This is a genomic window from Arcticibacterium sp. (genome assembly GCF_055134445.1).
Genome location: NZ_JBSRVI010000135.1, coordinates 13,742 through 29,198 on the forward strand (window position 1 = coordinate 13,742; position 15,457 = coordinate 29,198).

14 protein-coding genes are annotated in these 15,457 nt (G+C 37.8%); all 14 read left to right on the plus strand.

Going from position 1 to position 15,457, the window contains the following annotated elements; genetic code table 11:
* Positions 1–10: 10 nt before the first annotated feature.
* The 14 genes from ACTBZY_RS17385 to ACTBZY_RS17450 all read left to right on the plus strand — a co-directional run bounded on the left by ACTBZY_RS17385 (position 11) and on the right by ACTBZY_RS17450 (position 15,453).
* Positions 11–856 carry an energy transducer TonB gene (locus tag ACTBZY_RS17385; RefSeq protein WP_463047624.1) on the plus strand — a complete coding sequence of 282 codons (846 nt, stop codon included), beginning with the start codon at positions 11–13 and terminating at the stop codon, positions 854–856.
* A gap of 297 nt (positions 857–1,153) precedes the next feature.
* Positions 1,154–2,080 carry a PstS family phosphate ABC transporter substrate-binding protein gene (locus ACTBZY_RS17390; RefSeq protein WP_463047625.1) on the plus strand — a complete coding sequence of 309 codons (927 nt, stop codon included), beginning with the start codon at positions 1,154–1,156 and terminating at the stop codon, positions 2,078–2,080.
* Positions 2,081–2,262: 182 nt separating this feature from the next.
* A complete protein-coding gene (locus ACTBZY_RS17395) occupies positions 2,263–3,969 on the plus strand; it encodes a tetratricopeptide repeat protein (protein WP_463047626.1) in 1,707 nt (568 codons plus the stop codon).
* A 116-nt stretch (positions 3,970–4,085) separates the two neighbouring features.
* The gene (locus tag ACTBZY_RS17400) at positions 4,086–4,658 is read left to right on the plus strand and encodes an adenylate kinase (protein WP_463047627.1); all 573 of its coding nucleotides are present in this window, start codon (positions 4,086–4,088) and stop codon (positions 4,656–4,658) included.
* A gap of 72 nt (positions 4,659–4,730) precedes the next feature.
* On the plus strand, positions 4,731–5,717 hold the full coding sequence (gene obgE, locus ACTBZY_RS17405; protein WP_463047628.1) for a GTPase ObgE: 987 nt from the start codon (positions 4,731–4,733) through the stop codon (positions 5,715–5,717).
* A 69-nt stretch (positions 5,718–5,786) separates the two neighbouring features.
* Positions 5,787–8,498: a T9SS type A sorting domain-containing protein gene (locus ACTBZY_RS17410; RefSeq protein ID WP_463047629.1), complete on the plus strand. Its 2,712-nt coding sequence runs from the start codon at positions 5,787–5,789 to the stop codon at positions 8,496–8,498.
* Between the two features lie 169 nt (positions 8,499–8,667).
* On the plus strand, positions 8,668–9,042 hold the full coding sequence (locus ACTBZY_RS17415) for an NADH-quinone oxidoreductase subunit A (RefSeq protein ID WP_463047630.1): 375 nt from the start codon (positions 8,668–8,670) through the stop codon (positions 9,040–9,042).
* Between the two features lie 19 nt (positions 9,043–9,061).
* Positions 9,062–9,601: an NADH-quinone oxidoreductase subunit B gene (locus ACTBZY_RS17420; protein ID WP_463047631.1), complete on the plus strand. Its 540-nt coding sequence runs from the start codon at positions 9,062–9,064 to the stop codon at positions 9,599–9,601.
* A 5-nt stretch (positions 9,602–9,606) separates the two neighbouring features.
* On the plus strand, positions 9,607–10,107 hold the full coding sequence (locus ACTBZY_RS17425; RefSeq protein ID WP_463047632.1) for an NADH-quinone oxidoreductase subunit C: 501 nt from the start codon (positions 9,607–9,609) through the stop codon (positions 10,105–10,107).
* A gap of 3 nt (positions 10,108–10,110) precedes the next feature.
* Positions 10,111–11,349: an NADH-quinone oxidoreductase subunit D gene (locus ACTBZY_RS17430; RefSeq protein ID WP_463047633.1), complete on the plus strand. Its 1,239-nt coding sequence runs from the start codon at positions 10,111–10,113 to the stop codon at positions 11,347–11,349.
* Positions 11,342–11,845: an NADH-quinone oxidoreductase subunit NuoE gene (gene nuoE, locus ACTBZY_RS17435; RefSeq protein ID WP_463047634.1), complete on the plus strand. Its 504-nt coding sequence runs from the start codon at positions 11,342–11,344 to the stop codon at positions 11,843–11,845. Before ACTBZY_RS17430 ends, nuoE begins: the two co-directional genes overlap by 8 nt.
* Entirely contained in the window at positions 11,845–13,194 is a 1,350-nt protein-coding gene (nuoF, locus tag ACTBZY_RS17440; RefSeq protein WP_463047635.1) for an NADH-quinone oxidoreductase subunit NuoF, read from the plus strand. Before nuoE ends, nuoF begins: the two co-directional genes overlap by 1 nt.
* A 1-nt stretch (position 13,195) precedes the next feature.
* A complete protein-coding gene (locus ACTBZY_RS17445) occupies positions 13,196–14,368 on the plus strand; it encodes an SGNH/GDSL hydrolase family protein (protein ID WP_463047636.1) in 1,173 nt (390 codons plus the stop codon).
* Entirely contained in the window at positions 14,368–15,453 is a 1,086-nt protein-coding gene (locus ACTBZY_RS17450) for an NADH-quinone oxidoreductase subunit G (protein ID WP_463047637.1), read from the plus strand. The genes ACTBZY_RS17445 and ACTBZY_RS17450 overlap by 1 nt, the downstream gene beginning before the upstream one ends.
* Positions 15,454–15,457: the final 4 nt, after the last annotated feature.

Genomic DNA, 15,457 nt, shown 5'->3' on the forward strand with positions numbered 1-15,457 from the left:
TCCTAAGAAAATGGATAATAATAAAAATAGCAATCCGCCGAGTTTGGATGATATAATTTTCGAACACAGAAATAAGACCTACGGAGCTTATTTCTTGAGAAAGAATTATTCCAAATTTCTGACGAAGGCAGCAATATATGGCATTAGCTCATGTTTGCTACTGATAGGCGGAGCATGGGGCTATCAAAAATTTGTGGTACCCAACTTGGCCCCTGATGAGATCACTTCTGTAGAGATAGATTTATCTGCCTTGGAAGAAGAACTTGACGAAGAAGAGGAAATTGACATTCCGCCTCCAGAAGAGGAGGAGCCACCACCGCCACCTCCCGAGTTAAAGCAAGTTCAATTCTTACCTCCTGAGCCTAAAGCTGATGATAAGGTAATTATTGAAACGCCTCCTCCCGAAGATAAAGATTTGGAAGATGCCATTGTTTCTACTAAAAATGTAGAAGGAGATAAGGTGACGGATGTATTTACGCCCCCACCCCCACCTCCTCCAGCTGTAACAAAACCAGCAGGGCTTGGTAAACCTAAAGAAGAGGAGATTTTCACAGCAGTAGAGCAGAACCCAGAGTTTCCTGGAGGAACTTCGGAGATGTACAAATACATCAACTCTAAAATCAAATACCCACCTGCAGCTCAAAGAGCCAATATTTCAGGTCGTGTATTCGTTAAGTTCGTTGTTGAAAAAGATGGTTCAATTGGTAAAATTGACGTTCTAAAGGGGATTGGTTTTGGTTGTGACGAAGAAGCAATTCGCGTTATCAAATCGATGCCAAAATGGAATCCAGGACGTCAGAATGGTAAAAATGTTCGTGTATTCTTTACCATGCCAGTATTCTATCAATTAGAGTAATGTCGGGCCGTATGGACCCTAATAGACTATGGACAATTACAAAACTTGTCTTAAATGTCACCATGGGATTACTTTACATATTCATTGGATTCTTTATCATTAAGAAGCAATGGTTTATGTCGAGCCTCCCACAGAGTGTAAGCTACTCATTAGGTGGTCTTTTAATAGTCTACGGCATATTCCGAATCTATCGCATATTGAAAAACAGGTCACTTTAAGTGGCCTGTTTTTTAGTTAATTGGCCAGCAACTTTTTAAAATCAGCAAACTTTTTTCTTAAAAAGACGTATTTATCATTATGAATAAGTTTCTTAAATATTTGCCCTTCCTTCTTTTCTCTGGGGTACTTCTTGCCCTAAATGCTTGCCAGCATCCTAGAGATAGTGATAGGCTGTCTGTGAGTAAAGGAGAAATAACCGTCACTGTAGATGAATCTTTCAAACCCGTGGCACGGGCTCAAATTACAGCCTATCAAGCCCACTATCCAGACACCAAGTTTAATATTATATATACGCCAGAACAAAAAGCCATCAACGCTCTCCTAAGCGACTCGTCTGATTTAGCTATTGTTTCAAGAGAATTGACAACAGAAGAACAAAAGTATTACGTTCAAAGAGATAGAGAATACCATCCAGCCAGAATGGCATTGGACGCTGTAGTACTCATCACTAATAAGGAAAGTAATCTAGAGAGCCTTACCATGGATAAAATTTCATCCATACTTAAAGGAGAAAAAAGCGACATCAAATTTATTTTTGATAATAGCAGTTCCAGTAATCTAAATCTCATGTTGGAAAAATTCGACATCAAAAACATTAATAAAGCAAACATCTTTGCAGCCGACGGCACTGAGGACGTTTTTGACCGTGTGGAAAAAAGTCAAAATGTCATAGGGCTAGTTGGTCTAAACTGGATAAGTGATGTGGATGATAAAACCTCCATGGCATTAAAAGAAAGAATTAAGATATTGGGTATTAAAACAACAGAAAATTCTGCAAGCACTTTTCCTTCTGTAAATAATCTCAAAGAAAATCAATATCCCTTTATTAAAATTATTTATTTACATACCACTCAAAATGGTTGGGGGGTTGCAATGGGTTTCATTCGATTTGCCTGTACGCAAGTGGGGCAATTAGTGGTGGAAAAAATGGGTTTACAGCCCTATTATCTGATTCCTAAAAATTATCAACTTACTTCCGGAAATCCGATAGTGGTTGTAGAATAAGAATATTTTGTATTAACATATCATTTACAAACCTTTTATTCTCTAAAAAGTCTAAGTAAAACATAAAAAAAACATTATTTTACGGTCTAAAAGGCTTTTAATAAGCACCATTTTTTTAATTTTGCGAACTTTAATTTAACAGACAAAACAAACCTTAACTGGAAGTGAAGATGAAGACGATTATGAAAACACTGTTATTAAGTTTTTCAGTTTTAGTTCTTACTGCTCTTAATGGCAATGCTCAATCGATAGATGAAGGGCTAAGACATTTGAATGCAGAAAGATACATTAAAGCCGAAGAGGTATTTAACAAATTAGTGAGTACAAACCCTGTACCAGAAAATTATTTTGAACTTGGAAGATTTTATCTTCTAACCCCAAATGCCAAAGAAAATTTGGGCAAAGCTCAAGAGGCTTTTACTAAGGGAAATTCACTAGAAAAAAAAGGTGATGATCTAAATACACTTGGTTTGGCTATGGTACAAATTGGTAAAGGCGATTTAGCCGGAGCTAAAGTTACTATTGATGATGTTATAGGAAAAGGAAGAGGTTCTAAAGATTCTGAATTAATCTATAGAGCAGCTGAAGCATATACGCTTTTTGATTGGTCTAACGACCCAGCTGAAGCCATTATGCTTATTGACAAAGCATTAGAAGTTAAGAAAATTGATAACCCTCAGTACTATGTTGTAAAGGCTAAAGCCTACGACATTAAAAACGAAGGTGGTGATTTAATGAATGCCCTTAGGAATGCAGAAAGACTTGATCCTAAAGACAAGGCCTATATCTATTCCTTCATGGCTAAAATATGGTTACAAGGTAAAAACTATCCTGACGCTCAGACGGCCATTGCTAACTCCATTGCTGCTGATATCGAACATGCTCCTGCGTACTACTACCTATCTTCTTTAGAGCAAACATACCAGAGATGGGAAAAAGCTGCTGATGCCGCACAGAAATACTTAGAATACGGAGATGCCGATTGCTCTGCTAAACTTAGATACACGAAGTTAGCTTTTACAGCAAAAGACTTTGACAACGTTCTTAAGAAGATTAAAGAAATTGAATCTTGTAATCAAGATCCAATTGTTCATAGACTTTCTGGTATTTCTAAATTTGAATTGGGTAACTATGACGCTGCCATAGCAGATTTGAAAAAATACCTTAGTGTAGCAGAAAAAGCAGAAATTTTTGGTCTAGACTATGGTTTTATTGGTCGAGCTTATTTAGCTAAAACTGATGAGGCAAACATGGAAGCGAATGATAAGTTAGCGATTGAAAACATAGAGAAAGCTATATCTTTAAAAGATACCACTTTTGACTACTACAGTGAATTAGGTAGATATTTCCAAGAGAAGCAGGACTATCCATCAGCACTTACTTATGTTTCAAAAGCCATAAAAAACAAGAAAGCACCAAATGGTCAAGATTTTTGGAGCTTAGGCTACCTACAGTACATCGTAAGAGATTACGCCGCTGCAGATTCTACATTTGATAAAGTTGTTCTTTTATATAAAGACACTTGGGCTCCGCCATATTTAATGAGTGCAAGGTCTAAAGCATATAAAAACTCAGAAGATACGACCTTCATTGCTGCTGATAGATATCAGAAATATGTCTCTTTAATTCCAGATGACCAAAAACCTGCTAATGCCGCCAGTCTTTCTGAAGCATATAGCTATTTGGCTGCAAAAGAATGGCTTATAAATAAAGACGCTGATAAGGCTATGGTTTTCATTGATGAGTTATTGAAATATGACCCGACATATCAAAGAGCTATAGACCTAAAAAATTCTATATTGGGCATTACCCCGGAAGTAGAAGTAATGCCTACTGATAGTACCAAAAAGGCAACTTCTGGTAAGCAAAAAACACAATCTGGTAAATAAATTTTCCAGATAAATTAAAGCCTGGCTAATGCCAGGCTTTTTTTGTTTCACAAGTTTGTATTCCTCGTTTAACAAATAGTCCTAAATTTGTTGTTCGTTAATCTAAAATTCTATTCATGTTTAATCTTGTAATCTTTGGACCTCCCGGAGCAGGGAAGGGCACTCAATCAGCCAAAATCATTGAAAAATATAATTTGGCTCATATTTCAACTGGTGATATGTTTCGAATGCATATCACGAATAATACTCCTCTAGGACAAAAGGTAAAAGAATTGCTTTCAGAAGGAATTCTAGTTCCAGATTCCATCACAATTAATATGTTGGAAGAGGAAGTAGAAGCCAATCCAAATGTTTCTGGCTTCATTTTTGATGGTTTCCCACGTACAGTAGCACAAGCCGAGTCTTTAGACAATTTCTTAAAGACCAAAGACGAGACAATTACGCTTGTAATACAATTAGACGTAAATCAAGACGAAATAAAAAAACGAATTGCTGAAAGAAAAAAGGTAAGCGGTAGAGCAGATGATGACGAAATAAAACTGATTAAAAGGATAGATGAGTATTTTCAAAAAACTATTCATGTACTTCCATATTATGAAAGCCAAGGAAAACTTATAAAAGTTGAAGGTATTGGAGCCATAGATAGCATCTTCGCTAACATTTCCAATGCAATTGATAAAAATAGGTGACCGTATAATCAATTTCAGGAATCAATCTTTAATTTTTAATTAATCCTTTATAGCTTTAAAATTCAATCTAAAATGACGTCAAATTTCATTGATTACGTAAAAATACACTGTACCTCCGGAAGCGGTGGTGCGGGTTCAGTTCATTTTAGAAGGGAAAAGATGGTCGACAAAGGTGGACCAGATGGCGGCGATGGCGGCAGAGGTGGTCATGTGATTCTAAGAGGTAATCGGAATCTATGGACCCTGATACATCTGAGATACCAGAAACACATCAAAGCCGGAAACGGTGTTAGAGGAAGTGGAAGCAAGAGTTCTGGTGCACAAGGACAAGATGTGTTTATTGAAGTACCCATTGGAACGGTAGTTAAAAATTCTGAAACTGGAGAAATTCTAGCAGAAATCACCGAAGACCAACAGGAGACTATACTTTATTCAGGTGGCTTAGGCGGTTTAGGGAACACTCATTTCAAATCAGCTACCAAACAAACTCCTCAATACGCTCAAACCGGTAAAGACGGGCAAGAAGGTTGGGTCATTTGTGAGTTAAAAGTTTTGGCGGATGTAGGTTTAGTAGGTTTCCCCAATGCCGGAAAGTCAACTTTATTATCTGTTGTTTCTGCTGCAAAGCCTGAGATAGCAAATTATGCCTTTACCACGTTGACTCCCAATCTTGGGGTAGTTCAATATCATGATTATCAGTCCTTTATTATGGCTGATATACCTGGAATTATAGAGGGTGCTGCCGAAGGTAAGGGACTTGGTATAAGATTTTTAAGACATATTGAACGCAATTCAATATTACTTTTTTTGGTTTCAGCTGAAAGTGAAGATATTGAAGCCGAATACCAGACATTGTTAAACGAATTAAAAAAATATAATCCTGAACTATTAGACAAACACAGGATTTTGGGAATCTCTAAAACGGATACTCAAACTAAAAAAGACCTTGAAAAAATAAGTAAAAAATTACCAAAGGATATTCCTACAGTAATGTTTTCTTCCCTAAACCTAAACGGAATTCAAGAGTTAAAAGATGTCCTCTGGGCTCATTTATCTTAAAAATTCCCCATGAAAAAATGTGCTTTTTAAAAACTGATTTTAGTATAAGAAAAAAACCATTTTGGTTACATGGGAACTTTAAGAAAAGTAGTACTTTATCTTTTTATATGCTTTAGTGGTAACTCTTTTGCACAGGACATTGATATAACATTTCCGTCTGAAAGAGCTGTTTTTCAAAGAAATAATGGTAACGCAACCATTGTCTACATAGCTGGAAATTTTAGGGCGAGAATGGACAAAATTGAAGCCAAACTCACACCAATTCAAGGTGGAACGCCTATAGACTGGACCACCATAGTGGCTCCACCCTTCTTCGGAACCTATCGTGGATCTTTAGTAGTACAGGGAGGTTGGTATGAGTTACGAGTTCGTGGAATACAGGATGGACGCGTAGTTGCAGAAAGTGTGGTTAGTAAATTTGGCGTAGGAGAAGTATTTTTAATCTCTGGCCAATCAAATGCACAAGGCTATTATGGTCGAGGCCAGAAACCTGCTTATGACGATAGAGTAAACGTAGTATCCAATTTTTTCAGCGAAGGTTATAACCAACCGATTTACCCCTCTTTTGGTCATTTAGATGCTGGATCTTCAATAGCTCCAACGGGTAAAGGCTCATGGTATTGGGGAGAACTCGGTGATTTACTAGCTAACAAACTTAATGTCCCTATACTTTTCATGAATGCCGCATGGGAAGGTTTTCCCGTTACGGAATTTGTAAAATCTTCAAATGGTGAAAAAGGCACCAACCCTTACTCCTATAATCAAGCCCCTGCTGGATATCCATTTTCCAGCATTACAGATGCCTTGCATTATTATACCAATTTAACCGGACTTAGAGCTGTATTATGGCATCAAGGAGAAAGCGATAACTTTCTCCACACACCGTTCGACACTTACTATGCAGACTTGACAAGAATGATCCAAGAGGCCAATAACAGAACTGGCAAAAACATTTCTTGGATGGTCGCTAGAGTCTCAAAAACTTCCGAAAGATTTCACCAACCTATCATTGATGCTCAAAATGCTGTTATTGGTAATAATGGGAATGTTTTTGCGGGACCAAATACAGATGAAATATTAGATAGAGTTGACGGAGTTCATTTCTCTACCACAGGATTCACCAAAGTGGCCAATCAATGGAATAATTACATGTCATCAGATTTCTTTGCATACTCAAATCCGCAATTTGGCAACCCGCCTATGCAAATTGAATATAACTGCAAAAATGAGAACCCAGCGAAGCCTATGCACCTAGCTGCCCCTGTAGGTTATTCCTCTTATAAATGGAATAACGGTGAAAATGATATTCGTACCACGGTAGGCACGGGATATCATCAAGGTCAAGCAAAAGATCTATACGGCAATATCTATTATTCCGCTCCTATTCTATTTGACAATTCCTTATTTCCTGTTAAACCCAATATTGAAGCCCTCGGCTCAACAGAATTTTGCCAGGGGCAATCTGTAGAAATAAAGACCAATAGCAACTTTTGGAATTATTGGAACACTGGCGAGCAAGCAAATACCATAAGAGCCAGTCAGCCTGGAGCCTATTTTTTAACGCACGTCAACATTTACCTTTGCGGAGCTGAAAGTGACAAAGTACAAGTTAAAAATTTACCTACTCCTGTTCCACAAATAATAGCTTCTGGCCCTCTCGATATTTGCTCGGATGAAGAACTAATTCTAAGCTCAAATTTAAACACCGGTATCCAATGGAGTACGGGCGAAAATACGCAAGACGTCAGAATAAATTCTTCAGGCTCATTCACCGTAAAAGCAAAAAATGAATTTGGATGTGAAGGACAGTCAAATCCTGTCACCGTTACCATTAAACCCGCCGCATTAAAGCCGAGTATCCAAAACCTTGGGCCTAATGAATTTTGCGACTCCGATTCAACCATATTACGTGTTGAGAATCAACAAAACATGCTTTGGAACTCTGGTAGCTCTTTAAGAGAGCTCACTGTAAGAACAACAGGGGCATATTATGCCATAAACAAGAATGAGTTTGGCTGTACTTCTTCTTCTAATAGTATTAACATTATAGTTAACCCAAGCCCAGAGAAGCCAAACATTGTGCCAGAAGGTAGTTTAGAGGTATGTGATGACGAAACGGTCATTTTAAAATCAACTCCTGCTTACGGTTATAACTGGAGTACTGGTCATACTACCGAACAAATAGAGCTAAAAAACACCAGGGAAGTATATTTAAGAACAAGTAATAAGTTCGGCTGTATGTCCCCCGCGTCTGATTCTAAAGAAATCGTGGTCCTTGAAAAACCAAAGAATCCCACAATACTCCAAACCGGAACTTTTACACTTAATTCCTTATTCACTTCCGACACCTCTAACATGCAATATCTATGGGTCGTGAATGACACAAAAATTAATCAAAACACAGCTTTTATAAAAGCAACAAAAACTGGCGACTATCTATTAAAAGGCATTAAGACTTATATCTTAAAAAATGGCTCTATCAAAACTTGTGAGTCTGACACCTCTCAGCCTTTCCAATATTATTTGGATGAGCGTAGAAACGGTTTCAGTTTCTATCCAAACCCAACACCTGACAAGAAAATAACCATTGAAACCCTGGAAGATGTGGATAGGGCGACAGTAACAATTTTTGATTTAAGTGGCAAACCTCGTTACTCAGAATATGTTGAAATTTTTAATCGTCCAATTACAATCGACTTGGATAAATTACCACAAGGTAAATATATTTTGAAAGTCAAAAACAACCGAGACAAGTTTACTGGAAAGTTAATGATTGAATAAAAACTTCAATCTACGCTGAAAGACTCCTTTATTATCAAAGACTTTCTTCTAAATGTTCTATTTATAAAAAAGTACACTTCTGAGTATTATTTTTAAGCAGAATTACACTCCAATCAATTTGTAAAACACTGCAATGAATGGTAATTTTGCAGCTTGATTTCAAGACCAAATGAATAGCAATTTACCGCAAGATTATTTACCAATATTATTTCAATTCGCTTTAGCAATTGGATTTGTTGGATTTACAATAGTTATTACCCATTTAATTGGGCCAAGATTAAAGAGCAAGAAAAAGGAGGCTCCTTTTGAATGTGGCATTGAATCTGAAGGTGACGCAAGAGCTCCATTATCAGTAAGGTATTTTCTTATCGCTATCCTATTCGTTTTATTTGATGTTGAAATTATATTCATGTACCCTTGGGCAGTGAACTTCAAAAGTCTCGGTTGGTTTGGTTTTATGGAGATGTTACTTTTTGTAACTTTCCTTATGGCTGGATTTTACTATATCATTCGCAAGGGCGTTTTAAATTGGGAAAAGGACTAAAAACATCTAAAGAAATCTCATGAGTACAGTAAAAACAGTAGATGCACCAGATGGTTATGAAGGTTCTGGATTTTTCGCCACTTCTTTAGACCAAGTTATTGGTCTAGCAAGAAGCCACTCTTTGTGGCCTTTACCATTCGCTACGTCTTGTTGCGGCATCGAATTCATGGCTTCCATGGGTTCTCACTACGATATATCAAGATTTGGTTCTGAAAGACCAAGTTTCTCTCCAAGGCAGGCAGACCTCTTAATGGTGATGGGAACCATAGCCAAAAAAATGGCTCCAGTAGTTAAACAGGTTTATCTTCAAATGGCAGAACCTAGATGGGTTATTGCCGTAGGTGCCTGTGCGTCGTCAGGAGGTATTTTTGACACCTATTCCGTATTACAAGGAATTGATAGGATAATTCCTGTAGACGTCTACGTACCTGGTTGTCCTCCAAGGCCAGAACAAATTTTAGATGGTTTAATGCAAATTCAAGAATTGGCAAAAAATGAACCATTAAGAAGACGCGAGTCTGAAGAATACAAAGCTCTTTTAGAATCATATAACATCTAAAAAGAATGATCAGTAATCAAGAAATAGTAGAAGATTTGGTCAGTCACTTTGGTGGAGCTGTAACCGAATTTGAAGAGCCTTATGGCCTCTTAACATTTTCTACTACGCCAGATAATATTATAAATATTCTAAAGTATCTTAACCAAAGTGAAACGTTAAAATTTAAATTTTTAACCGACATCACTGGAATCCATTTCCCTGATGCCAAAGGAAAAGAGTTTGGAGTTATTTATCATCTTCATAGTTTTGAAAATGCCGTTAGGGTAAGAATCAAAGTATACTTACCTAAAGATGACATTAATATTCCTACTGCCATAAGTCTTTATGCCGGAGCAAACTGGATGGAGCGTGAAACTTTTGATTTCTACGGAATCAACTTCACTGGACATCCAAATATGACTAGAATACTGAATATGGACGAAATGGATTATCATCCTATGAGAAAGGAATATCCATTAGAAGATGCAACCCGCGAAGATAAAATAGACGCCCTTTTTGGAAGATAATATATGGCAGAAGAAATAAACATACCGAAACTGACTTCTGAAGCTTTAGCTCTCAATCTTCCTATTCAAGAAGAAAGAGAACTAACTACTTTAAATCTTGGTCCTACACACCCTGCCACGCATGGTATTTTTCAGAATGTACTCAAAATGGACGGAGATAAAATTATCTCTGGCGTTCAGACCGTCGGCTATATTCATAGGGCTTTTGAAAAGATTGCGGAACGAAGACCATTTTATCAAATAACTACATTAACCGATAGACTCAACTATTGTTCCTCTCCAATTAACAATTTTGGATGGCACATGACGGTTGAGAAGCTTCTTAGTGTGGAAGTGCCAAAAAGAGCTCAATATATTCGTGTGATATTGATGGAATTGGCTCGTATATCCGATCATCTTATTTGTAATTCTATCTTAGGTGTAGACACTGGAGCTTACTCTGGCTTCTTATATCTATTCCAAGAGAGAGAAAAGATTTACGAAATATACGAGGAGATATGCGGAGCAAGGCTTACTACAAATATGGGTCGTGTGGGTGGCATGGAAAGAGACCTCTCTCCTACCGCTTTAGCCAAAATTAAAGACCTTGTTTATAACTCTTTCCCTAAAGTACTGGCTGAGTTTGAAAATCTTATGAATAGAAATAGGATTTTCATGGATCGTACTGTTAATGTGGGCGGTATTACGGCGGAGAGAGCCATGGAATATGGCTTTACAGGGCCAAACCTAAGAGCGGCTGGTGTAGATTATGATGTAAGAGCAATGGAGCCATATTCCTCTTATGAGGATTTTGATTTTGAGATTCCTGTGGGTCACAATGGTGATACCTACGATAGATATATGGTCAGAAATGCGGAGATGTGGGAAAGCTTGAAAATTATCAGACAAGCCTTAGAAAACCTTCCAGTCGGACCATATTTTGCTAATGAAGACCACTATTACCTTCCTCCTAAGAAGGAAGTTTATAGAAGTATGGAAGCACTTATTTACCATTTCAAAATAATTATGGGAGAGATAGAAGCACCCATAGGTGAGGTTTACCACGCTGTAGAAGGAGGAAATGGAGAATTAGGATACTACTTGGTAAGTGATGGAGGAAGAACACCTTACAGACTTCACTTTAGAAGACCAAGTTTTATATATTATCAGGCTTATTCTGAAATGGTACAAGGTCTAACCATTTCTGATGCCGTAGCCATAATGAGTAGTTTAAATGTAATCGCTGGGGAATTAGATGCCTGACATAAAAGAAAATATCACTTTCACTCCTGAAAGACTTCAGAAAGTTGAAGAAATAATAGCCCGCTATCCCGAAGGAAAGCAGAAGTCCGCCTTATTGCCAATCTTACATTTGGCTCAAGAGCAATTTGGCTGGGTAAGTTCAGAAACCATGGACTACGTAGCCGGAATACTATCTATTCAGCCGGTGGAAGTCTATGAAGTAGCTACTTTTTACACCATGTTTCATTTGGAACCGGTGGGAAAACATGTCATTGAATACTGTAGAACGGGCCCTTGCTGTGTCATGGGAGGCGAAGAGGTCTATGGTCATTTAAAAGACAAACTAAATATTGAAACTGGTCAAACTACAGAAGATGGTTTAATAACCCTTAAAGAAGTAGAATGCTTGGCCGCATGTGGCTGGGGGCCTTGTTTTCAAATTAGAGAAAAGTTCTATTTACACCTTGACAACAATAAAGTTGACGAGATTATCGATGACCTAAGGAGTAAAAACTAATGGCAGACAATATCAAAATATTAACCAAAGATATAGGTACAGAAGGTCTTGAACAGATTGCTGTCTATAAAAAACTAGGCGGTTATTTGGGAGTGGAAAAATCGTTAAAAACGATGTCTCCTGATGAGGTGGTAGAAGAGGTTAAAAAAGCAGGTGTAAGAGGCCGAGGTGGTGCAGGTTTCCCGATGGGAATGAAATGGGGTTTCCTAGCCAAACCTGAGGGTGTACCGAGATATCTTGTATGCAACGCCGATGAATCTGAACCTGGTACATTTAAAGATCATTACTTGATGATGAAAAATCCTCATTTACTCATTGAGGGAATGATCATTTCAAGTTTTGCCTTAGGTGCAAACAAATCCTTTATTTACGTAAGGGGCGAGTTAATGTACGTTATACATATTCTAGAAAAGGCTATTGCAGAGGCTAAAGCTGCTGGCTATCTAGGCAAAAATATATTAGGAAGCGGTTTTGATTTAGAGTTAATTGTTCAGCCAGGAGGTGGAGCATATATCTGTGGTGAAGAAACGGCCTTATTAGAATCTCTTGAAGGTAAAAGAGGGAATCCTAGAAACAAACCCCCTTTCCCTGCAGTAAAAGGTCTTTATCAATGCCCTACCGTCGTAAACAATGTAGAATCCATTGCAAATACACCTTGGATTATTCAAAACGGGGGTGAAGCTTATGCCGAAATGGGTATAGGCAGAAGTACAGGAACAAAATTAATTTCGGCTTCTGGTCATATTAAAAACCCTGGGGTTTATGAAATTCAATTAGGGCTACCTGTTGAAGAATTTATTTACTCAGATGAGTATTTAGGTGGAATTAGAGATGGTCATGAATTAAAAGCTGTAGTAGCTGGTGGTTCTTCCGTACCAATTTTACCTGCTCACCTTATTTTAAAAACAGCTGCAGGAGAGTCAAGACTTATGACATACGAATCTCTTTCAGACGGTGGCTTTCAATCTGGTACAATGCTGGGTTCTGGTGGATTTATAGCCATGGATGAAACCACTTGTATTGTAAGAAACACTTGGAACTTTACAAGATTCTATCGCCATGAATCTTGCGGACAGTGTTCTCCATGCCGTGAGGGTACAGGCTGGATGGAGAAGGTTCTTTACAGACTAGAGCATGGAAAAGGAAACGAGAAAGACATAGACTTGCTTGTAGACGTTGCCAAAAGAATAGAAGGAAATACCATTTGCCCCCTAGGCGATGCGGCAGCTTGGCCGGTAGCAAGTGCTATTCGTCATTTCAGAGATGAGTTTGAGTGGCATATTAGACACCCAGAGCAAGCCACAACAAAAGGCGTATATTTTTCAAAATTAGCAATGACTTTGGCTTAAAATGAAAGGTCTATTCTATAGTATAATTGTATTTCTTTTTACCCTCCTGATAGCGGAGGTAGTTTTATCTTTTTTCATAAAACTACCAGATCCCTATGCCCACTTAAGAGTGAAATCGTACACTACAGGCGAGGTTATTAGATTACAAAACCGTAGAAACTCAGATTTTGCATTTCTTTTCAGACCAAACGAGCTTTTTCCGGAAACAGAATCTTTGGTAAACGATATTCATATCAACAACTTCGGATTTAGGCACAATGATGATATAGATACTACTAAAGATGAATTTAGTATTTATGCCATAGGCGGAAGCACCACTCAAGGTTATGACTACCCTTACGAAAAAAGCTGGTGTCAAATACTCGAGAGACATTTAGAGGAATCATTGAAACAGCCTATCAATGTCTATAACGGCGGCACGGCAGGATCGGCCATGTTTGATCATATTTCTTTGCTCCAAAACCGCGTTATACATTTGAAACCGGATATGGTTATTTTGTTCGCGGGGGTTAATGATTTAAATGTGTTGATGGGAGATAATAACCTTTTAAGGTTTAATGACATTCCTGTTTCAAGCGAACTTATTCGCTGGCCAAAATTGCTACTAGGTAAATCTACCATTTTTAGATTGGGCATAAATGCTAAAAATAGATTTAACGCCAAGTCTACAAAAATTGATCACCTAAAAGAGAGAAAACATAGACCTATACCCCCAGGAACAGATATTCATTTCTCTGACCATTTAATACCTCCGATACAAACGCAAGAATTGCCCTTAGGAAGTAATCCAAATGTCAATTTTGACTATTATGAGAAAATGGTGACCTCGTTCATAGGTATATGCAAAGCCAACGATATTCCAGTTATCCTTATGACTCAGCCTACTACTTGGCTTTCTGAAGACAAAACGCTTCAAAAATATCACTGGATGAACAAGAACAAAGATTTCAAATTCTCTAAAGATTTTATGCAAAAATCTATGGACAAAATGAATAGCGACATGGAAAAGACCGCTATAAAGCTTGACGCCCCTGTTTTAAGACTTGATAAAATAATACCGAATAACGGAGAATATTTCTATGACGACTGCCATTTCACCCCTAAAGGATCTGTTTTTACGGGAGATGCAGTGGCTAGTTTCATTTCTGATAATAAAATAATGACCATTAAATAATGGAAAACACTATAAAAGTAACAATAGACGGTGTGGAAACAGTGGTTCCGCAAGGAACAACCATTCTGCAAGCCGCAAGGCAAATTGGACCAGAAGTGGCTCCTCCGGCTATGTGTTATTACAAACCTCTGGAAAAATCAGGAGGAAAATGCAGAGCCTGTCTTGTTAAAGTAGTTCAGGGTTCAGAAAAAGATCCAAGGCCTATGCCAAAACTTGTGGCATCGTGCATTACGCCAGCCCAAGATGGAATGGTTGTAGAAAACTATACCAACGAAGAGGTCGTAGACACCAGAAAAGGTATAGTGGAATTTCTTTTAATCAATCATCCTTTGGATTGCCCAGTTTGTGATCAGGCCGGTGAATGTCATTTACAAGATTTCTCTTTTAAACATGGAACGGAAACGCAGCGTTTTGAAGAAGAAAGAAGAACTTTTGAAAGAGAAGACGTAGGTGATAAAATTCAGCTTCATATGAATCGCTGTATATTATGCTACCGATGTGTGCATACGGCAGACCAAATTACTGACGGTAGATGCCATGGCGTTATGAACAGAGGAGATCATGCAGAAATTAGCACTTATATCGGTCAAGCGATTGATAATGATTTCTCTGGAAATATGATTGACGTTTGTCCAGTAGGAGCTTTAACGGATAAAACATACCGCTTTAAAAACAGAGTTTGGTTTACGAAACCAATGGATGCTCATAGAGATTGTGACAAATGCTGTGGTAAAGTACATTTATGGTATAAAGGTGACGAAATTATAAGAGTTACGGGCAAAAAAAATCAATGGGGAGAAGTGGAGGAATTCATCTGCAACACCTGTAGATTTGAGAAAAAAGAAACAAAAGATTGGACCATTGAAGGTCCAGCCCAAATGGATCGCCATTCTGTTATGTCTGCCAATAAATATAGAGCTGACTTGGTTAAGAAGCCTGCTTTTGCATTAGAATATGCTCAGCATAACTTTAAGAATATAGATGACAGCAGGCCTTATGACAAAAATCTAGAAGAGATTAAACAATCTGATGACTATAAGGCATTAATGGAAAAAAACGAAGACTTTAAATTGTTAGAAGATTAATTTT

Excerpts from the sequence above, each read along its gene's own strand:
- nuoF (WP_463047635.1), top strand. The coding sequence starts at position 11,845 with ATGGCAGACAATATCAAAATATTAACCAAAGATATAGGTACAGAAGGT.
- ACTBZY_RS17420 (WP_463047631.1), top strand. The coding sequence starts at position 9,062 with ATGAGTACAGTAAAAACAGTAGATGCACCAGATGGTTATGAAGGTTCT.
- ACTBZY_RS17410 (WP_463047629.1), top strand. The coding sequence starts at position 5,787 with ATGGGAACTTTAAGAAAAGTAGTACTTTATCTTTTTATATGCTTTAGT.
- ACTBZY_RS17415 (WP_463047630.1), top strand. The coding sequence starts at position 8,668 with ATGAATAGCAATTTACCGCAAGATTATTTACCAATATTATTTCAATTC.
- ACTBZY_RS17385 (WP_463047624.1), top strand. The coding sequence starts at position 11 with ATGGATAATAATAAAAATAGCAATCCGCCGAGTTTGGATGATATAATT.
- ACTBZY_RS17390 (WP_463047625.1), top strand. The coding sequence starts at position 1,154 with ATGAATAAGTTTCTTAAATATTTGCCCTTCCTTCTTTTCTCTGGGGTA.
- ACTBZY_RS17400 (WP_463047627.1), top strand. The coding sequence starts at position 4,086 with ATGTTTAATCTTGTAATCTTTGGACCTCCCGGAGCAGGGAAGGGCACT.
- ACTBZY_RS17450 (WP_463047637.1), top strand. The coding sequence starts at position 14,368 with ATGGAAAACACTATAAAAGTAACAATAGACGGTGTGGAAACAGTGGTT.
- ACTBZY_RS17445 (WP_463047636.1), top strand. The coding sequence starts at position 13,196 with ATGAAAGGTCTATTCTATAGTATAATTGTATTTCTTTTTACCCTCCTG.
- ACTBZY_RS17430 (WP_463047633.1), top strand. The coding sequence starts at position 10,111 with ATGGCAGAAGAAATAAACATACCGAAACTGACTTCTGAAGCTTTAGCT.
- ACTBZY_RS17395 (WP_463047626.1), top strand. The coding sequence starts at position 2,263 with ATGAAAACACTGTTATTAAGTTTTTCAGTTTTAGTTCTTACTGCTCTT.
- nuoE (WP_463047634.1), top strand. The coding sequence starts at position 11,342 with ATGCCTGACATAAAAGAAAATATCACTTTCACTCCTGAAAGACTTCAG.
- obgE (WP_463047628.1), top strand. The coding sequence starts at position 4,731 with ATGACGTCAAATTTCATTGATTACGTAAAAATACACTGTACCTCCGGA.
- ACTBZY_RS17425 (WP_463047632.1), top strand. The coding sequence starts at position 9,607 with ATGATCAGTAATCAAGAAATAGTAGAAGATTTGGTCAGTCACTTTGGT.